At 72.7% G+C, this 17,438-nt stretch carries 14 protein-coding genes; 2 read left to right on the top strand and 12 right to left on the bottom strand.

Annotated features, from left to right (window positions below; translation table 11 throughout):
• Window positions 1-22: 22 nt before the first annotated feature.
• From ABZ860_RS01750 to ABZ860_RS01730, 5 genes are read right to left on the bottom strand one after another with little or no spacing between them, the layout of a single operon-like run.
• Complete coding sequence (locus ABZ860_RS01750; RefSeq protein WP_357213602.1) at window positions 23-2,845, bottom strand: DUF5682 family protein; 2,823 nt, start codon at window positions 2,843-2,845, stop codon at window positions 23-25.
• A complete protein-coding gene (locus ABZ860_RS01745; protein WP_357213599.1) occupies window positions 2,842-3,957 on the bottom strand; it encodes an AAA family ATPase in 1,116 nt (371 codons plus the stop codon). The genes ABZ860_RS01750 and ABZ860_RS01745 overlap by 4 nt, the downstream gene beginning before the upstream one ends.
• Window positions 3,958-3,970: 13 nt before the next feature.
• Window positions 3,971-5,428, bottom strand: coding sequence for a VWA domain-containing protein (locus tag ABZ860_RS01740; RefSeq protein WP_357213596.1), 1,458 nt, complete (start codon window positions 5,426-5,428; stop codon window positions 3,971-3,973).
• A complete protein-coding gene (locus ABZ860_RS01735; protein WP_357213593.1) occupies window positions 5,425-6,906 on the bottom strand; it encodes a hypothetical protein in 1,482 nt (493 codons plus the stop codon). The genes ABZ860_RS01740 and ABZ860_RS01735 overlap by 4 nt, the downstream gene beginning before the upstream one ends.
• Entirely contained in the window at window positions 6,906-7,409 is a 504-nt protein-coding gene (locus ABZ860_RS01730; protein WP_357213591.1) for a hypothetical protein, read from the bottom strand. The genes ABZ860_RS01735 and ABZ860_RS01730 overlap by 1 nt, the downstream gene beginning before the upstream one ends.
• Before the next feature lie 211 nt (window positions 7,410-7,620).
• On the opposite strand from ABZ860_RS01730, the gene ABZ860_RS01725 reads away from it, so the two are divergent.
• Window positions 7,621-8,709 (top strand): ThiF family adenylyltransferase, encoded by a 1,089-nt coding sequence (locus ABZ860_RS01725; protein WP_357213588.1) that lies wholly within the window; start codon window positions 7,621-7,623, stop codon window positions 8,707-8,709.
• 24 nt (window positions 8,710-8,733) lie between these two features.
• Here the strand turns inward: ABZ860_RS01725 and ABZ860_RS01720 are convergent, their stop codons facing one another.
• The gene (locus tag ABZ860_RS01720; protein WP_357213585.1) at window positions 8,734-9,192 is read right to left on the bottom strand and encodes a nuclear transport factor 2 family protein; all 459 of its coding nucleotides are present in this window, start codon (window positions 9,190-9,192) and stop codon (window positions 8,734-8,736) included.
• Between the two features lie 84 nt (window positions 9,193-9,276).
• Here ABZ860_RS01720 and ABZ860_RS01715 point away from each other — a divergent pair, with 84 nt between their 5' ends.
• A complete protein-coding gene (locus tag ABZ860_RS01715; RefSeq protein ID WP_357213581.1) occupies window positions 9,277-9,900 on the top strand; it encodes a helix-turn-helix domain-containing protein in 624 nt (207 codons plus the stop codon).
• Between the two features lie 16 nt (window positions 9,901-9,916).
• Here ABZ860_RS01715 and ABZ860_RS01710 read toward each other — a convergent pair whose 3' ends face one another.
• The 6 genes from ABZ860_RS01710 to ABZ860_RS01685 form a co-directional block, all read right to left on the bottom strand.
• The gene (locus tag ABZ860_RS01710; protein WP_357213578.1) at window positions 9,917-11,236 is read right to left on the bottom strand and encodes a HAMP domain-containing sensor histidine kinase; all 1,320 of its coding nucleotides are present in this window, start codon (window positions 11,234-11,236) and stop codon (window positions 9,917-9,919) included.
• The gene (locus ABZ860_RS01705) at window positions 11,233-11,922 is read right to left on the bottom strand and encodes a response regulator transcription factor (protein WP_357213575.1); all 690 of its coding nucleotides are present in this window, start codon (window positions 11,920-11,922) and stop codon (window positions 11,233-11,235) included. Before ABZ860_RS01705 ends, ABZ860_RS01710 begins: the two co-directional genes overlap by 4 nt.
• 100 nt (window positions 11,923-12,022) lie before the next feature.
• Window positions 12,023-13,402, bottom strand: coding sequence for a cation:proton antiporter (locus tag ABZ860_RS01700; RefSeq protein WP_357213572.1), 1,380 nt, complete (start codon window positions 13,400-13,402; stop codon window positions 12,023-12,025).
• A gap of 46 nt (window positions 13,403-13,448) precedes the next feature.
• A complete protein-coding gene (locus tag ABZ860_RS01695) occupies window positions 13,449-14,804 on the bottom strand; it encodes a cytochrome P450 (RefSeq protein ID WP_357213569.1) in 1,356 nt (451 codons plus the stop codon).
• Window positions 14,798-15,850, bottom strand: a complete 1,053-nt coding sequence (locus ABZ860_RS01690) for an alpha-hydroxy acid oxidase (RefSeq protein WP_357213566.1) — start codon at window positions 15,848-15,850, stop codon at window positions 14,798-14,800. Before ABZ860_RS01690 ends, ABZ860_RS01695 begins: the two co-directional genes overlap by 7 nt.
• Window positions 15,847-17,415 (bottom strand): NAD(P)-binding domain-containing protein, encoded by a 1,569-nt coding sequence (locus ABZ860_RS01685; RefSeq protein WP_357213563.1) that lies wholly within the window; start codon window positions 17,413-17,415, stop codon window positions 15,847-15,849. The genes ABZ860_RS01690 and ABZ860_RS01685 overlap by 4 nt, the downstream gene beginning before the upstream one ends.
• Window positions 17,416-17,438: the final 23 nt, after the last annotated feature.

Raw genomic sequence — 17,438 nt, 5'->3', positions numbered from 1 at the left:
CAGCGTCAAAGGCGCAGCAGCGTCAAAGGCGCAGCAGGGCCGCGACCGCACCGGTCGTCGCCGGGTGCCGGGCGAGCAGGGCCGCCACCTCGCCGTTCTCCCGCTCGGCGCTCCCCCACTCCGCCGTGCAGCCGAGGAGCGCGGACACGGCGTCGCAGGCCTGCGGATGCCGGGTCAGCAGCGCGGCCACCGGTCCGCTCGGCGCGGGTGCCGCGCGGGTCCTGCGCGCCGGCCCGGCCGGCCGTTCCCATGGCGGGGTCCAGGAGTCCAGCTCGGCCAGAGCGCCGGGGAAGGTCCGGCCGGCCTCGCGGACGAGCACGGGAACCAGCTCCGGCGCGTGCCGGCGCAGCGTGGTGATCAACGTCGGCAGCCACGGCAGCAGGACGGGGTCGGGCAGCCGCGCGAAGGCCTTCGACAGCGCCTCGACCACGAACGGCGCGAGGCCGGGGACGGGTTCGAGCGCCTGGACGAACCCGCTCACGTAGAGCGGGTAGGCCGGGACGACGAGCGGGTTGGCCAGCAGCTCGTCGCAGCGGGCGCGCAGCTCCTCCCTGGTCAGCAGGCCCAGCTGCGTCTGCGCCGCCCACAGCAGTGCGACCTTGGCCGGGGCCCGCGGGTGCGACTGCCGTACGGCCAGTTCGAGCTGGGCCCGGTCGCAGCCAAGCGACAGCGCGAGGCTCTCCAGCGTGAACAGGAAGCCGAGCATCGCGCCGACCTGGCGCACGCCGGTGTCGTCGTCGGCGAAGGCGGTGGGCAGCAGCGTGCAGTAGTGGGCGTATCCGGCCGTGACGAAGTCCTCGCACCAGGCGGGCAGCTCCGGCTCGCTCGCCCGGTAGTAGGCCAGCAGCCGCCTGATCCGGCGCAGCACCTCGGGTGCGTCGTCCACCGTGCGCTCGGCGGCCAGCAGCTCGACCGCGCGGGCGCCGAGCTCGCCGGCCAGGCGGCGGCCGCCCAGGTAGAGGATGGCGTCCTCGACGGCCGCGAGCGCGACTCCCGCCGTGGCCTGCGGGTCCCAGGCCGTGCGGCGCAGCCGCTGCTCCAGCACCTGTTCGACCGTGACGCCCTCGTAGCCCAGCTCGATGATCTCCCGCTGGTGCCGGCCGAGCGCCACGTCCCAGCTCTCCTGGATCGGCCGCTCGCCGAGACGGCGCGCCCCCATGATCGGCCGGACCGCGCCGTCGGGCAGCAGGTGACGCAGCGTCCACAGCAGGTCGGAGCACGGCTCCAGCTCGGGATCCGCCTTGAGGTCGAGCAGCACCCGCTGCTGGGTGCGCCTGGTGAGGTCCAGCCCGAGAGGCTCCAACCGGTCGTACACGTCGCGAACCAGCGGGGGCAGCGCGTCGTAGCCGACCATCCCGATCTTGTCGCCGCCCAGGAGGATCTCGCACAGCCGGCGGACGTCCCGGCGGCCCGGCACCACGTCCTTCTCGATGCAGGTGACGGCGGCGTCGGCGAAGTCGTACGGCGTGGGCCTGGCCCGCCCGCGCAACCCGGCGAGCAGGATCGACGTCTCGAACACGGCGATGGCGTCGGCCGTGCTGGCCAGATAGCCGTTGCGGCGGGCAAGTCGCACGATGTCGACGCACCATCCGCGCAGTTCGTCCTCGTCCAGGCCGTCGAGCGCGGGCGGGCCGGCGAGAAACCCCGACAGCCGGTCGGCCGCGGGCTCGGCGGCGACGGGCGGTGCGGCCTCGGTGATTTTGGTGGCCCTGGCGGCTTTGGTGGCTTTGGTGGCCCGCTTCCCGCGTCCGTCCTGCTGCCCCTCCAGCCGGTAGGGCGTGACGCCCCCGCGTTTGACCGCCTTGGCCCAGGTCGTGGCGGCGATGGACACCGAGCCCTGGGCAAGGCCGAACTGCGCCTCGATGGCGGAATGGCTGGAGGGGATCAGCCCGTAGAGCCAGCGGGTGCCCGTGCGCGGACCGATCGCGTACGGCGGCGCCTCGGACCGCAGGCCGAACTCGGCGACCGTGCTGACGGCGTGGAAGGCGCCGCACACGTACAGGCAGTCGGCGGGGTCGGCGCCCGACGCGGCGAGGTGCTCGCGGATCCGCGTCCACATGTAGCGCTCGCGTTCCTCGTCGACGGCCAGGCGGTCGTCGCCGTCGGGGCGCAGCCGCCGGAACAGGCTGCCGACCAGGGCCATCGCCTGGCGGTAGGTGTCGTAGTCGGCCCCGGTCAGCGGCTGCTCGACGTACTGGTCCCACCACTCCGACCAGTGCCGCACCTTGCCGTGGTGCAGCAGGTGCTTTTCCAGCTCGGCGAAGCGCGGCCGCAGGTCGCCGATCTCGACCCCCACGGCGTCCCCGTGCAACGCCGCGTCCTCGCCCTGCGCGTCTTCGATCGAGCCTGGCTCCTGGGGAGCCGGTTCGTCCGTCTCCTGGGGCAGCCATTGGAAGACGTGGTCCACCGAGCGGTCGACCAGCACGATCTCCACGCCGGGGGTGTCGAGCGCGTACGCGATGGCCTGATACTCCGCCGACGCCTCCGTGACCGGCGCGATCACGCTGAGCGGTCCGGAGCCGGGCGGGAACCCGTCGAGCTGGGTGGCGAACGCCTGCAGCGCCACCGGCAGCCGGCAGTTGCGCAGCTCGTCGAGGAGCGGGCGCAGGTCCTCGCACAGCTCCAGGTAGACGACCTTGGGCCGCTTGTCGCGCAGCCGCCGGGTCATGGCCAGGGCGGAGGCCGGCGAGTGGTGGCACACCGGGAAGATCTCCAGCTCCTCCCGCAGCATGCGGTCGACGTCGTCGACCATGCCCGTCAGGATGCCGGGCAGGGCGGCTCCGCCGCCGGCGAAGGCCGCGGCGGCGTCGAGAAGCTGCTCGCGCAGGGGGTCGAAGGCGCTCATGACAGCGTCGAGATCGCCTGGCGGCCGCCGTCGAGGAACCGCGTCCACTCCCCGCCGTCGTTCTTGCTGCGGGGTTCGACCACGCCGTGCCAGTACTTGTTGAGGATGGCCAGGTCCTCCGGGGCGCGTCTGGCGAGCGAGCCCACCAGGGCGCCCGCCAGCGTCTCGGCGCGCAGCGTGCGGTCGCCGAAGAAGTGGCTGTGCAGGATCGCGTCCTCCAGCACGCCGATCTGCTCGGCGGTGGACAGCGCCGACTCCAGCTTCTCGTCCTCGCTCGTGGCCGACGCCGCCGCGGCGCGCAGGTCGGCGAAGCTCTGCAGCAGGATGTCGAGGAGCGCGGGCGGAACGTCCAGCTCGATGCGGTGCCGGCGCAGCAGTTCGGTGGTGCGGAAGCGAACGATCTCCGCCTCGCTGGCCTTGCTCGTCACCACCGGGATGCGGACGAAGTTGAACCGCCGCTTCAGCGCGGACGACAGGTCGTTGACGCCCCGGTCCCGGCTGTTGGCGGTGGCGATGATCGAGAACCCGGGCCTGGCGAACACCGTGTTGTCGGTCTCGAGCTCGGGAATGGAGACGTACTTCTCCGAGAGGATCGAGATCAGGGCGTCCTGCACGTCGCTCGTGGAGCGGGTCAGCTCCTCGAAGCGGCCGATCATGCCCTGCTCCATCGCCGTCATGATCGGGGAGGGGATCATCGACTCGCGGGACTGGCCCTTGGCGATCACCATCGAGACGTTCCACGAATACTTGATGTGGTCCTCTGTGGTGCCCGCCGTTCCCTGCACGACCAGGGTGGAGTTGCGGCAGATGGCGGCGGACAGCAGCTCGGCCAGCCAGCTCTTGCCGGTGCCCGGATCGCCGATCAGCAGCAGGCCGCGGTCGGAGGCGAGCGTCACGATGCTGCGCTCGACGAAGCTCCGGTCGCCGAACCACTTCTGCGGGATCTCGCGGTCCAGGCCGTCGGACCGCTCGCTGCCGAGCACGAACAGCCGCACCATCCGGGGGCTGAGCCGCCAGGAGAACGGCTTGGGGCCGTCGTCGATCGACTCCAGCCAGTCGAGCTCCTCGGCGTACTTCACCTCGGCGGGCGCGCGGAGCATCTCGTTGGTCATGTGAGGGGGTCTCCTAGGCGAGAAAGTTCTTGAGTTCGAACACGAGCTTGCGGATGTGGCCCGAGATCACCGGCGTGCCCAGGTCCTTGAGCTTCTGCCGGAACCACGGGTTGACGCTCTGCTGGCCGCCGCTGTCCACCGAGCCCACGGGGATGAGCCGTACGCCGGATCGGTGCAGCGCCTCCATCCCGGCGTAGACGGCGGGACAATCCCACTCGTAGAAGTCGGAGATCCACACGACCACCGTGTTGCGGGGGTCGGCGACCTTCGGCTGGGCGAGGGCCAGGGCGGCGGTGCCGTCGGTGCCGCCGCCGAGCTGAGTGCGCAGCAGCACCTCGAACGGGTCGTGCACCCACGGGGTGAGGTCGAGGGCGCGGGTGTCGTACGCGACCAGGTGCACGTCGACCTTGGGCAGCCCGGCGAAGATGGACGCCAGGATGGTGCAGTTGACCATCGCGTCGACCATGGAACCCGACTGGTCGACCACCACGATCATCCTGGCCGGCGTCGTACGCCTCGCGGTGCGCTTGTAGTAGAGGCGGTCGACGTAGAGCCGCTGGTCCTCGGGGCTGTAGTTGGTGAGGTTCTTCCAGATCGTCCGGTCGAGGTCGAGGTTGCGGAACACCCGCTTCGGCGGCACCGACCGGTCGATCGCGCCCACGCTGGCCTTCTCGACCTGTGTGCGCAGCACCTCGGCGACCTCGTCGACGAACCTGCGGATCAGCGCCTTGGCGTTGGCCAGCGCCACCCCCGACAGGTTGGCCTTGTCGCGCAGCAACTGCTCGACCAGCGACATGCTGGGCGTGAGCTGCCGCGCCAGGGCCGGGTCGGCCAGGACCTCGCGCAGCCGCATGCGGCTGACCAGGTCGGCCTCGATGCCGGCCAGCGCCTTGGCCAGGTCGTCGTCGCCGATCCTGAAGCCGGCGCCCGGCCCGGACCCGGCCGTGGGCCCGGCACCGTGGCCGCTGCTGTGGCCGGTGCCGGCCTCCGCCGCGGATTCGCCGCCCGCCGCTCCCGGCGCCGCGCCCGTTCCCGATCCTGGTCCCGATCCGGGCGCCTGCCCGGCGCACAGGGCCCACTTGAGCCAGGCGGCGTCGCGCTGCCAGGTCGCGAGCCGGGTGGCGCTGACGTCGCCCGAACCGGTGCCGAAGACGTTGAGCAGCAGCTTCGAGACCAGTGCCGCCCGGCGCACCTCGCCCCCCGGCACGTGCTCGCCGGGCGTGAGCAGGGTCTCGAACTCGGCGGCCAGCCCGGGGAAGCGCTGCACCAGCGAGTCGACCGACACGCCCGGGTCGAGCAGCCCGGCGGGCAGACCCAGGTCGCCGACGACCGCGACGCCGGCGGTCTCCAGCGCGGGCTGCTCCTCGTGGTCGAACAGCCGGGCGAGCAGCCGCCAGTAGAGCACCTGACGCCGGTTGCGGTCGGCGCTCGTCAGACCGTCTTCGCCGATCGTGGAGATGTCGTCGCTCATCGTCGCAGCAACCGTCCGGCTCGTTCCCGCAGCACGGTGACCGCGTCGGCGGCCCTGGCCTCGGCCTTGGCCGCCTTGGGGTCGGTGGGGCCGAGCGCCCAGTCGCCGGTGGCGACCACCACCGCCTCGCGCTTGACCTTCGCCTGCACGGCGAGCGGCTGCAGCGTCCATCGGCCGCCGTCCCACCGGACCAGTCCGACGCACGCCGTCGAGGCCGCCACCAGCTTGGGGGTGAGCGGGCCGCAGTCGGGCAGCCGTTCCGCGTCCACGGCGAGCACGGTGCCGCCCAGGTCGAAGGAGCCGTCCTCGGTGACCTTGTAGCCCTCCACCAGCACGGGTTCCGCGATCCGCACGGGAACGCGGTCGAGGGGCGGCACCGCCGGGGCGAGCGCGCCGGACAGGCACAGCCGGGCGGTGGCCAACGGGTCGGCGGGCTTGCTCACGAAGGCGCGGTCGTCGTCCCAGACGAGGTCACCGCTGTCGAGCAGGGGCATGTCCGCGATCTCGACGCTGCGGCGGTCGGCCAGCGCGGCCAGCAGCACCTTGTGGCGCTGCGGCAGCTTCCACAGCGCGGGCCCGACGATGGTGTCGACCTTGGCGGTCGTGACGGAGGTGCGCACCAGCCGGGGCGTGCCGCCGTCGGCGGGTTCCAGGACGGCGTGCACCTGGAACTGGACGGCGGTGCCGTGCTCGTGCACGTCGACGCCGAGCACCAGCAGCCGGCCCGACACCGCGGCGGCGGGCCGGGGCTCGCCGGTCAGGACGCCGTCCTGCGACAGCAGCAGGGCCCGGGTCCACAGGTCGGCCCAGCGCCGCACCGGCAGATGATCCGCCGAGCCGATCGGGCAGGAGGCGCGCAGTTCGGCGGCGAAGCCGTCGAGAAGCACCGCGAGCCTGCGCAGATCCGGTGCGGCGAGCAGGGCCTCGACGACCTGATCCGCCGCCGCGACGAGGTCGTGGTCGACGCCGCGCCAGCCGGTGATGGCCAGCTCGCGCAGCCAGGAGCGGACGCCGCCGAGCACGTTCCCAGCCGGCTGAGCGGCAGATTGAGCAGCCGATTGGGCGGCCGATTGGGCGGCAGATTGAGCAGCCGCGCCGCTCACCGTCCCCGGCTCGCCGGGCGCCGGCGGCCATTCCGCTCGCTCCCGTCCCAGGGCCGTGTCCAGGCTCTCGAGCAGGGCGTCGTGCACGGCGCCGGACAGCGCGACCCGGCCGCCCGCCAGGGCCGTGAGATGCTCCTGCGTGATCGAACCGGACACGACCGCGTCGGCCGCCTCCGCCATCCGATCGCCGAGAGGGGTGGCGGCGAACGCCGCGGCCAGCGCCGCCACCGCGTCGGCGCGCTCGTCGGCGAGCCGGGCGAGGCCGTGCACCAGGGCGTCGTCGAAGCCGTCGAGCAGCGCGAGCGCCTCCTCGGCCCCCTCACCGGCGTTTCCCGGGTCGCCGCCGAGCAGGGCGGCGAGCTGTACGGCGAGCATCAGCCCACCGTCCCCGTGGCCGGGAACCAGTGCAGCTCGGGGATCGGCAGAGTCGTGTCGGGCACCTCCAGGTAGGCCAGGTGGCGCAGGAACCGGCTGAACACGACCGCGGCAGGCGCGGGCTCGTGGACGCCGCCCAGGCAGTCGGCCAGGTCCGCGCCCTCGGGGACCTCGACCCGCAGGTAACGGGACACCCGGTCGGCGCCGTACTGCACGACGGCCTCGGCGACCAGGGCCCGCAGGTGCTTGCACGGCGAGCCGTACAGGCCGCCGCAGGGGCGGTTGTTGTTGGTGCTGCAGTTGTAGTTGTGGGTGCCGGCGGCGATGGAGGAGACGTAGACCCGGCCGATGTCCGAGCCGCTCGACACCACGCCCTGCAGCCGGCCGTCCGCCAGCTCGACGAAGGGAACCTTCGCCAGCTTGCGCGGCTGGACCGGCGGCACCACGCGCAGCCTGCTGTTTCGCGCCCACACGGTCGCGCCGTTGGGGGAACGGTCTGTCATGATCCGGAACGTAGCCGAGCCGTACGACAAAACGACCGGCGCCGCCCGCCCGGGACCGCCGGCTCACGGTCACGGCACCGGTCGCCCGCGTCATCCAAGGACGATGCCGCTTCGGCATTCGTCTTGACATGGGTGGACACTTCCAGAAAGATCCACCTGTCGATTGTTGTCCCGCTCGCGATGCCGAGAGGTCGCCTTGCGGTTGCCCCGTGTGAAAGCCCAGCACCGCCCCCACAGGTACGGCAACGACCGGATCCGGATAGGCGGGGCCGCCCGGGAGATCAGCGACCCGGACGGCCACATCTGGGCGGCGCTGAACGCGATGGACGGCACGAGGACCCCGGAGGAGGTCGTCGCCCGCCTGCGCCGTGCGTTCCCCGCGCTCACCGAGGCCGAGGCGACCGGCGTCGTCGATCTCCTGCTGACGTCGGGATACGTGGAGGACGCCGCCGGCCCGCGGCCTGATGAGCTGAGCCTGCGGGAGCTCGAACGCTATTCGCGCAACGCGGCGTTCTTCCGCGGCAGCGGCCTCGCGCCGCGCGAGCACGGCTGGGATGCCCAGGTGCGCCTCAAGCGCTCGCGCGTGCTCGTCCTCGGGCTGGGCGGCACCGGCAGCCACACGGCCTGGGCGCTCGCCGCGTGCGGCGTCGGCGAGATCCACTGCGTGGACCGCGATCTCGTCGAGCTGTCCAACCTGACGCGGCAGGCCCTCTATCGCGAGGCCGACATCGGCAGTCCCAAGGTCGACGTGGCCGTCGCCCGGCTCGCCGAGGTCAACTCCACCGTGCGCGTCACCGGGGAGACCCGGGCGGTCGAGTGCGAGGAGGACATGCTCGACCTCGTACGCGGGTTCGACGCGGTGGCGATGTGCGCCGACGAGCCGGCCGGCCGGGGCGGCATCCGCATCTGGGTCAACCGGGCCTGCCTGTCGGAGAAGATCCCCTGGGCGCTCGGCGGTTACAACGGCCCGCTGGTGAGCGTGGCGGCGTTCACACCCGGCGGCCCGTGCTACGAGTGCCTGACCGCGAGCGTCGACGCCCCCCTCGCGCCGGGGATCCCCCTCGACCTCGGCGGGCCGGACGTCATCGCGCCCTCCGCCGGGGTGTCGGGCCACCTGACCGCCCAGGCGGTCATCGCGTTCCTGACCGGGATCCCCACGACCTCGGGGAGCTACGTCACCGGGATCAACCTCGTCGCCCCCGACCAGCACGTCTACACACGCCATCCGGCGGCGCCGGACTGCCCGGCCTGCGCGCCGGACGCGCTCCGCGCCGAGTCCCTCGGCAGCATGGCCGGGTGACAGGCCTCCGGCCGCCCCCGCCGATCAGGCGAGCGGGAGGCCGGCCCCGCGTTCCGACTCGGGACGCGGGCCGCGGATGCGCCGCTCGCTCTCCTCGATCGGCACGTCGTTGATGCTCGCCTCCCTGCGGCTCATCAGGCCGTCGGCGGTGAACTCCCACAGCTCGTTGCCGTAGCTGCGCCACCACCGGCCCTCGGCGTCGTGCCACTCGTACTGGAACCGGACGGCGATGCGGTCACCGCCGAAGGTCCACAGGTCCTTTCGCAGGGCGTAGTCGCGCTCGCGCTCCCACTTGCGGCTCAGGAAGGCGACGATCTCCTCCCGCCCGGTCAGGAACTCCGAGCGGTTGCGCCACACCGAGTCCTCGGTGTAGGCGAGCGCGACGCGCTCGGGGTCCCTGGTGTTCCAGGCGTCCTCGGCGGCCTGCACCTTCTGCCTCGCGGTCTCCTCGGTGAACGGCGGAAGCGGGGGACGTGTGCTCATCGTGCTCTCCTTTCCTCATGAGAGAACGCTCGTTCTCCATACGTATCGTAGAGAACGGTCGTTTTCCCCAAGGAGGAGGGGCCGGTGGAAGCTACGCGGCGCGATCGGATCGACGGCGACGAGGCGCGCCGTCGCGTCCTCGACGCCGCCGAGCGGCTGTTCTACGCCCGGGGCATCCAGGCCGTGGGCATGGACCAGATCCGTGAGGCGGCCGGGGTCTCGCTCAAGCGGCTCTACCAGTGCTTCCCGTCGAAGGACGCGCTGGTGGAGGCCTACCTGGAGCATCGCGACCGGCGATGGAACCGGGCCCTGGCCGAGCACGTCGGCCGCGTCGCCGAGCCTCGCGAGCGGGTGACGGCCGTCTTCGGCTTCCTCGCCGAGTGGTTCGGGACGGCCGACTTCCGCGGCTGCTCGTTCATCAACGCCTTCGGCGAGCTCGGCCCGGTGTCCCCGCCCGTCGCGGCGGCGGCGCGGGCGCACAAGCGCACGCTGCGGGAACGGCTCGGCACACTCGCGGCCGAGGCGGGGGCCGCCGACCCGGACGCGCTCGCCGACCAGCTCCTGCTGCTGGTGGAGGGGGCCATCGTCGCCGCCGCGATGGGCACGGCCACCGGCCCCGCGGAGCGGGCCGGATCCGCCGCCCGGGCGCTGCTCGACGCCGCGACCGCCCCCGGTCACGCCCTCGTCTCGCGGCGGCCGCGCCCTTGAGCATGCCCCCGGAGGACTACAGGGAGGCGTCGCCGGGGCCGGAGGCGGTCGCCTCGGGCGTTCTGTTCGTCACGCTCCGCGCCTGCGGGGGCAGGAAGATCCGGGACAGGCGCGGAGCGGGGTCCGGCGCCGCCCGAGGGAGAGAGATGGTGAAGGTGGCTCCGGCTCCCGGCCGCCCGTCCACGTCGATCGTGCCGCCGTGCGCGTCCATCACCTCGCTCACGAGGGCCAGGCCGATGCCGAGACCTCCGGTGTGGGGCGCGCCGGCATGTCTGGCGAGCAGGCGGTCGCCGTCGCGCGGGTCCAGCCCCACCCCGTCGTCCCGCACGCTGAGCTGGACGGTCTCCGGGCCCGAGCACACGGACACCCAGATGTGGCCGCCCGCGGAGGTGTGGCGGAGCGCGTTGTCGAGGAGTGCGGAGATCACCCGGCGCAGCGCGGACGGCGCTCCGCGCACGACGTGATCGCCCGGACCCCGCCGCAGGTCGATCGTCACCCCGCGCTGCCCGGCGCGGGCCGCCTCGGCGTCGGCCGACTCCTCGGCCAGCGCGGCCAGGTCCGCCGGCCCGAACGGCCGGCGGCGCTGCCTGAGCTGGGTCGACAGCAACAGATCCTCGATCACCTCGCCCAGCTGCCCGATGCCGGCGACCAGCCGGTCGACGTCGCCCACGACGAGAAGAGGATCGGGCTCCCGCCGCAGGCGCCGGGCGGCGAGCTGCGCGCGGACGTGCAGCCGGGTCAGCGGGCTGCGCAGTTCGTGACTGACGTCGGCGGTGAACCGGCGCTGCCGGTCGAGGGCCTCGCCCAGCGGGGCGATCGCCCGGCGGGCGAGGACCTGGCCGATCAGCAGCGCCGCCAGCAGGGCCGCGACCTCGGCCGCGCAGAGCGTGCGCAGCAGCCGCCGCCGCTCGGTCATCGGGTAGTACAGGTCCCTCACCGCCTGCACGGACACGTCGCCGCGCCGCTGCGTGCGGACCAGGTACGTGTGCCCGCCGACCTCCGCGACGTCGACCCGGGTGCGGCCGTCGGCGGCGACCCGGTCGAGGGTCTCGCGCACCGGCAGGCTCTCCGGCGCCCCCGGGGAGCTCCGCACGGTGCCGGCCCGGAGTTCGAACAGCCATACGCAGGGCGGCGGGTGGTCCATCGGGGCCGACATCGCGGCCACGGCCAGGTCGCGCCGGGCGGTGGCGTCCTGCTCGGCGACCACGACGCAGTAGACCAGCGTGCCCAGGAGGGCGATCGCCAGCGAGAACACGGCCGCCACCTGCGCGGTGACCCGGCGGCGGGTCCGGATCAGCAGCCGCCGCTCCGGGTCGAAGGGCCGTGCCGTCGTCACAGCTCACCCAGGCGGTACCCCACGCCCCGCACGGTACGGACGACGCCGGGCCCCAGCTTGGTGCGCAGGTAGTAGACGTAGGTGTCCACGATCGACTCGGTCCTGGCGCCGTCGAAGATCCGCTGCCGCAGCGAGGTGCGCGTGTGCACCTGCCGGGGGCGGGCCGCCAGCGCGTGCAGCAGCCTGCACTCCTGGCCGGACAGCGTGACCTGCTCCCCGGACGGGAGCCGTACGATGCAGGACGCGGAGTCGAGCCAGCCGGCGCCGAGCGGCAGCAGCGCGGCCTGGTCCAGGTTCCTGCGGTGCAGGGCGCGCACCCTGGCCAGCAGCTCGTCGATCTCGAACGGCTTGACCAGGTAGTCCTCGGCGCCCGCGTCGAGCCCGGTGACCCGGTCGGCGAGGGCGCCGAAGGCGGTGAGCATCAGCACCGGCACGGTGACCGCCTGGCGGCGCAGCCGCCGCAGCAGATCGAGCCCGTCGACCACGGGCAGCCCGCGATCGATGATCATCGCGTCGTAGCCGCGGCTCAGCGCCAGATGCAGGCCCCGCTGGCCCTCCAGCGCCAGGTCGACCGTGTATCCCTGATCGGTGAACACCTCGACCAGCATGTCTCCCAGCTCGCGGTCGTCCTCCACGAGCAGCAGGCGCAAGGAGCGCGGGTCGGATGTCCCCGATATCCGTGCCACCGGACAACCGTGGCACCGCAATTGGGAAATTTCCAGAGTTCGGAATTCCGCCCCGGGAACCTCCGCCATACTCTGCGAATGTCCGAGCCTCTACATGAAATTAGATGAAACCGGTTTCTCCCGCCGCCGCGCCCACCGGGGCCGCACTCCCCGCACTTCCCGCGCTTCCCGCACCGGCCGGCTCGTGGCGCTCGGGCAGCGCCAGTTTGTACAGCGGCAGGGCTCCCGCGGTGGTGAGCACGGCCACGAGGACGAGCATCGCGAAGACCTCCTGCGTGATCATTCCCTGCGCCAGCCCGATGTTGATGAAGATGAGGATCATCAGCCCGCGGGCGTTCATCATCGCGCCCATGGCCCAGGATTCGCGCCAGCCGAATCCCAGCGCCCGCGTCGCCAGCGAGCAGCCGAAATACTTCCCGCAGAAGGCCAGGGTCAGGATCAGCGCGAACGCCACCAGCGCGAAACCGCCGGTGATGCCTCCGAGATGGGTGTTCAGCCCCGAGAACGCGAAGAAGACGGGCAGCAGCAGGGTCGATACGAGATCCATCATCCGGCCGTGCAGAGCGGCGCGGAACGCCGGGTCGCGCGGCATGGACAACCCGGCGACGAAGCCGCCGAACACCGAGTAGACGCCGATCGCGTCGGTGATCCACCCGGCCGCGAGCGGCACCAGCACGATCACGTAGACGGCGCCGGCGCCGAGGCGCCCGGTACGCGCGACGCGGCGGCCCAGGGGGCGCAGCAGCGGAGCCACCACCCCGAGCATCACCGCCGCGAACACCCCCGCCAGGGCGATGGTGCGCAGCGTGTCGCCGGCTCCGCCGCCCAGGTGCACCGCCGACAGGGCCGCGAGCAGGCACCAGGCCACGGCGTCGTCGATGGAGGCGGCCAGCAGGGCGATCCGGCCGATGCGGGTGTTCTGCAGCCCGCGTTCGTACAGGATCCTGGCGAGCATGGGGAACGCGGTCAGCGACAGCGCTCCCCCGAGGAACAGGGCGAACTCCACTCGGCCGACGTCCGGACGGGAGAGGCGGTCCCACAGGACGAGACCGGCGGCGCCGCCGAGGACCAGCGGAGAGACAATTCCCGACGCCGCCAGCACGCTCGCCTTGCGCAGCTCGCCCGGCGCCCGGGCGTCGTGGTCCATCCCGGCCCCGACCAGGAACATGTACAAGGTCAGGCCGAGGGTGCTGAGCACGTACAGGACCGGCCTGACCTCGGCGGGGAACAGGGCCGCCTGGGCGTCGGGGAACAGCGCGCCGAGCAGCGTCGGCCCGAGCAGGACGCCGGCGACCATCTCGCCGACGACGCGCGGCTGCATCACCAGAGTGGCCAGCCGGCCGCACAACGCCGCGGCCAGCAGGATGACGGCCAGGGCCGGCAGCACCCTGAGGGCCAGTTCGAGGTTGGGGTCGGCGGCGGACGCCTGTGCGGGGACAGAAGCGGGGAGAAGAGCCGGAAGTAGGGCCGGAACGGGCATGGCATGTGCCTCCGCTCGTGGTCGGGACCTGGGATCGGCCGGTGGTCTACGTGCTTTCTGAATGGGCCTCGCCGGAGAAGTGGCGCTCGCACAGCCGCAGCCGGCGCGCGTCCCACACCATGTACGTGCCGAGGACGAGCTGCACGAGGCTGCGCCACACGTCCTCCCAGCCGTCCCGCAGCCGCATGGACAGCAGCGTCAGGCGCCGTCCCGCCCCGCGCCGCGCGGCCGGCGGCGTGAGGAGGCACGGTCCCCGGTTGGGGAGCGACCGGGTGTGCGCGGCGGTGGAGTCGAGCTCGTACGAACGGAGGACCTCCCGCACCGCGACCCGCATGGCGAGCGGCGCGAGCCGCCACGCCGGGCAGGGACGGTTCGCCGGCATGCCGAACGGGATGTGGTTGAGCTCTCTGACCGGGGCGTGCCCGGGGGCGAAGCGTCCTGGATCGAAGCGCTCGGGGTCGGGGAAGCCCGCGCGGTGGAAGGCGGGGTAGTCGAAGCACAGCACCGAGCCGGCCGGGATGGCGACGCCCTCGCCGAGAGGGATGTCGCCTTTGGTGACGCGGTGGGCGATGCCGAAGAGCGGGTAGAGCCGCAGCGTCTCCGCGATCACCTGGTCGAGGAAGCGGTCGTCTCCGGCACGCGCCCTGTCCTGTACGTCCGGGTGCTGGGCGAGAGCCATCAGCACGTGGGCCGTGGCCTCCGACATCTGCACAACCGCGGTGTTGAAGAAGGCGCCCTGGAGATACAGCGCCCGCTCCCGGGCCGTCAGGCCCGCCGGGAGCCCGTGCTTCACCCGCGGCAGCGACTCGACGAGATAGGCGGTCAGCCGGTCGCGCCGGTCCATGTGCCGCAGCCCGCAGCACTTGAGCGCGGTGACGACGTCGTCGGCGTTGCCGACGATGAGGTCGCGGGCGTGCGGGGGACAGGGCTCGCCGAAGACGAGCCCGTAGGCGAACTCGGCCCAGGCCGGCATCATCAGATCGCGCAGCCGGACCACCCCGCGCCTGCCCTCCAGCGCCCGGCCGACGCACCGGCGGGTGAGCTCCTCCACCTGCTCCCGCGGCTGAGACAGGATGCGGCGGGTGGCCAGGGCGACCGCGTCGTAGCGCTCCCCCGCCTCCAGGTGCTCCTGGTGCAGCTCGGGCCCCGGCGACAGCCAGTACCAGAACAGGTCGGACAGGACGGCGCCCTCGCTGCGGCCGGAGGCCGCCGGGTGGGAGTAGACCTCCCTGAACCGGTCCACGCCGACCAGCTCGCCCGGCACCGCGATGCTCTCCTCGCCGTTGATCCTCGTGAACACCCACCCGCGCAGCGCGACGACGCGCCCGGGGAGCCACCGGGGCAGGCTGATCACGACGATGGCCGCGGCCACCCACAGGGCCACCCACACCGCCGTCAGCATCGCCGCACCAGCCCCGGCTCCAGCTCGCGCAGCGAGGCGAGGCCGCACAGGGTGAGCGCGTGCTCGACCTCGTCCCGGAGCAGCCCGAGCACGCGGGCCACGCCGCACTCGCCGTCCGCCGCCAGGCCCCAGATCACCGGACGGCCGACCGCGACGGCGGACGCGCCCAGCGCCAGCGCCTTGACCACGTCGGTGCCGCGCCGGATCCCTCCGTCCACCAGCACCGGCACGGCCCCTCCGACGGCGGCCACGATCTCCGGCAGCAGATCGACGGTGGCCGGGACGGTGTCGAGTTGCCGTCCGCCGTGGTTGGAGACGTACACCGCCGCCACGCCGTGGTCCAGGGCGAGGCGCGCGTCGGCGGGATGCGTGACGCCCTTGAGCACGATCGGCAGCCGCGTCATCCGCCTCAGCGCATCGACGTGCTCCCAGGAGATCGCCGGTGACATGACGATCGGCCGCACCGCCTCGCGGTCGCCGTCGCGCAGGTTCTCGCAGCGCATGTCCTCGGGCAGGTCGTCGAAGCCGTTGCGGACGTCCTGGTCCCGCCGTCCCCGGGCGGGGGAGTCGACGGTGACGACCAGCGCCGCGCACCCGGCCGCCTCCGCGCGCCGGACGATCGCCTCGGTGAAGGCCATGTCGGGCTGCACGTAGAGCTGGAACCACAAGGTGGCGCCCGGCGCCGCGGCCGCGACGTCCTCGACCGCGACGGTGGCGGCCATGCTCACGATCATGATCGTCTCCGCGGCCGCCGCCGCGCGGGCCGTGGCCTTCTCCCCCTCGGGATCGGCGAGCCGGTGGAACGCGGTCGGTGCCACCAGCACCGGCATCGCCGCGCGGCTGCCCAGCAGGGTGACCCCGATCCGCGGACTCCCCGCGCCGCGAAGGACCCGCGGCAGCAGCGCGAGCCGGGCGAACGCCGCCTCGTTGGCCTTCACCGTGACCTCGTCGCCGGCCCCGCTCGCGAAGTAGTCGTAGTGGGCGGGGTCCAGCCGGGCGCGGGCCGCCGCCTCGAAGTCCCTGACGGCCGGCAGCACGGCCGTCACGCCGAGACCGGGAGGCTCTGGCGCTTGAAGAAGTCCCGGAGCGGGCGCAGGTGCACCTCTTCCGAGGTCCAATCGTTCTCCAGGTTCTCGGTGACGTGGTGGACGGCCTCCACCACGCCGCCCCGATAGCGGCGTACGACCGGGTGGAGGTAGTGGCCCTCGTGCGCGCGCTCCGCGTCGCTCTGCCTGATCCGCCCCACCGCGATGTCGAAGGGGTCGATCTGGTCGTGGTGCGGGCCGTACTCCAGAGTGATCGCGAAGTGGCCCGCGTCGCCGATCGGCGGGCCCTGCAGGTCGAGCGGCAGCTCCTCCAGGTAGCGCATGCCGCCGCGCCCGTCCGGGACGATCACGTCGGCCAGCACCCCGAACTGCTGCCACAGCGCCGAGCTGCGGTTGACCCGTTCGAGCACGGCCGCCGCGAGCGCGTCCGGATCGGCGGGGAGGTCGCGGCCCGGCCAGGGGACGCCGTGATGCCTGTTCTCCAGCATGCGGTGCAGGGCGCGCACGCCGTAGCGGAAACCGTGGATGAACCCGTTGGTGCCGCGCTTGAAGTCGAGCGACTGGGTGATCGTCCCGGCGCAGTGGAGATCGGGCACGTTGACCGACTCGTAGGCCGGGGTCAGCGCCGGGAACCTGTCCCCGATCGTCAGCTCGGGACGGCACTCGGACGAGAAGATCGAGGCGTCGAACCGGAATCCGGTGCACACGATCACCCGGTCGTACGGGATGTCCTTGGTGACCTCGTCGGCGCGGACGAAGGCCACCGTCACCAGGTAGGAGCCGTCGGCCCGGCGCTCGATGCGCCTGATGTCGCCGTCCAGCACGGCGTTCTGCAACTTGAGCTGGTAGGTGTCGAGGAAGTTGTTGTTGACCGCGCGCAGGTGCCCGACGAAATGGGTCCGCCAGGCCAGGCGCACCGAGTGCGGCCCGGCCACGTGGACGACCGCGGCCGTCTCGAGGAGATTGTCGGCGGTCTCGAAGGCCGAGTTGGCCTTGCCGATGACGAGCACCCGCATGTCCGTGTAGTCCGCGGGGTCGGTCGAGTGGGTGCTGTACTGCTCTGCGGTCTCGATGCCGGGGATGGGCGGGATGTTGGGCCGGGAAACCCCCGTCGAGACGATCACCCGCCGTGCCCGGTACGTCCGGCCGTACTCGTCGGTCACCAGGAACGGGCCCTCGGCGTCCGGGCGCGCGACCTCGGCGACCCGCGCGTCGTAGGTGACGTGCAGGCCCTGAGAGGCGACGAAGTCCTCCAGGTAGCGGACCATGTCCTCGGCAGCGGGGAAGTAACGGTCGCTGTAGCGGGTGAACAGGAGACGGGGGTCGTCCGACAGCAGCGAGTTCCAGTCCATCCGGAGGTTGAGCTCCGGGTCGTCCCATCCGGTGTGCTTCTTGTTGATCGAGATGAGCTTCCGATGGCGGGGAAAGGTCCGGAAGAACGAGCCGGGCTCGGGCGCCGCCTCGAGGATCCGGTAGCCGCGCCCCGCCCGGTGCAGGAAGTGACCCATCTGCAGGCCCGCCGGTCCGGCGCCGATCACCAGGTAGTCCAGGATGTTGTCCGGCACTGACGCCTCCCTCACTGGGGTGG

It is taken from the genome of Microbispora sp. NPDC046973, from assembly GCF_040644495.1.
In the GTDB taxonomy this organism is placed as follows: Bacteria; Actinomycetota; Actinomycetes; order Streptosporangiales; family Streptosporangiaceae; genus Microbispora.
This window is presented reverse-complemented; position numbering and strand designations above follow the sequence as displayed.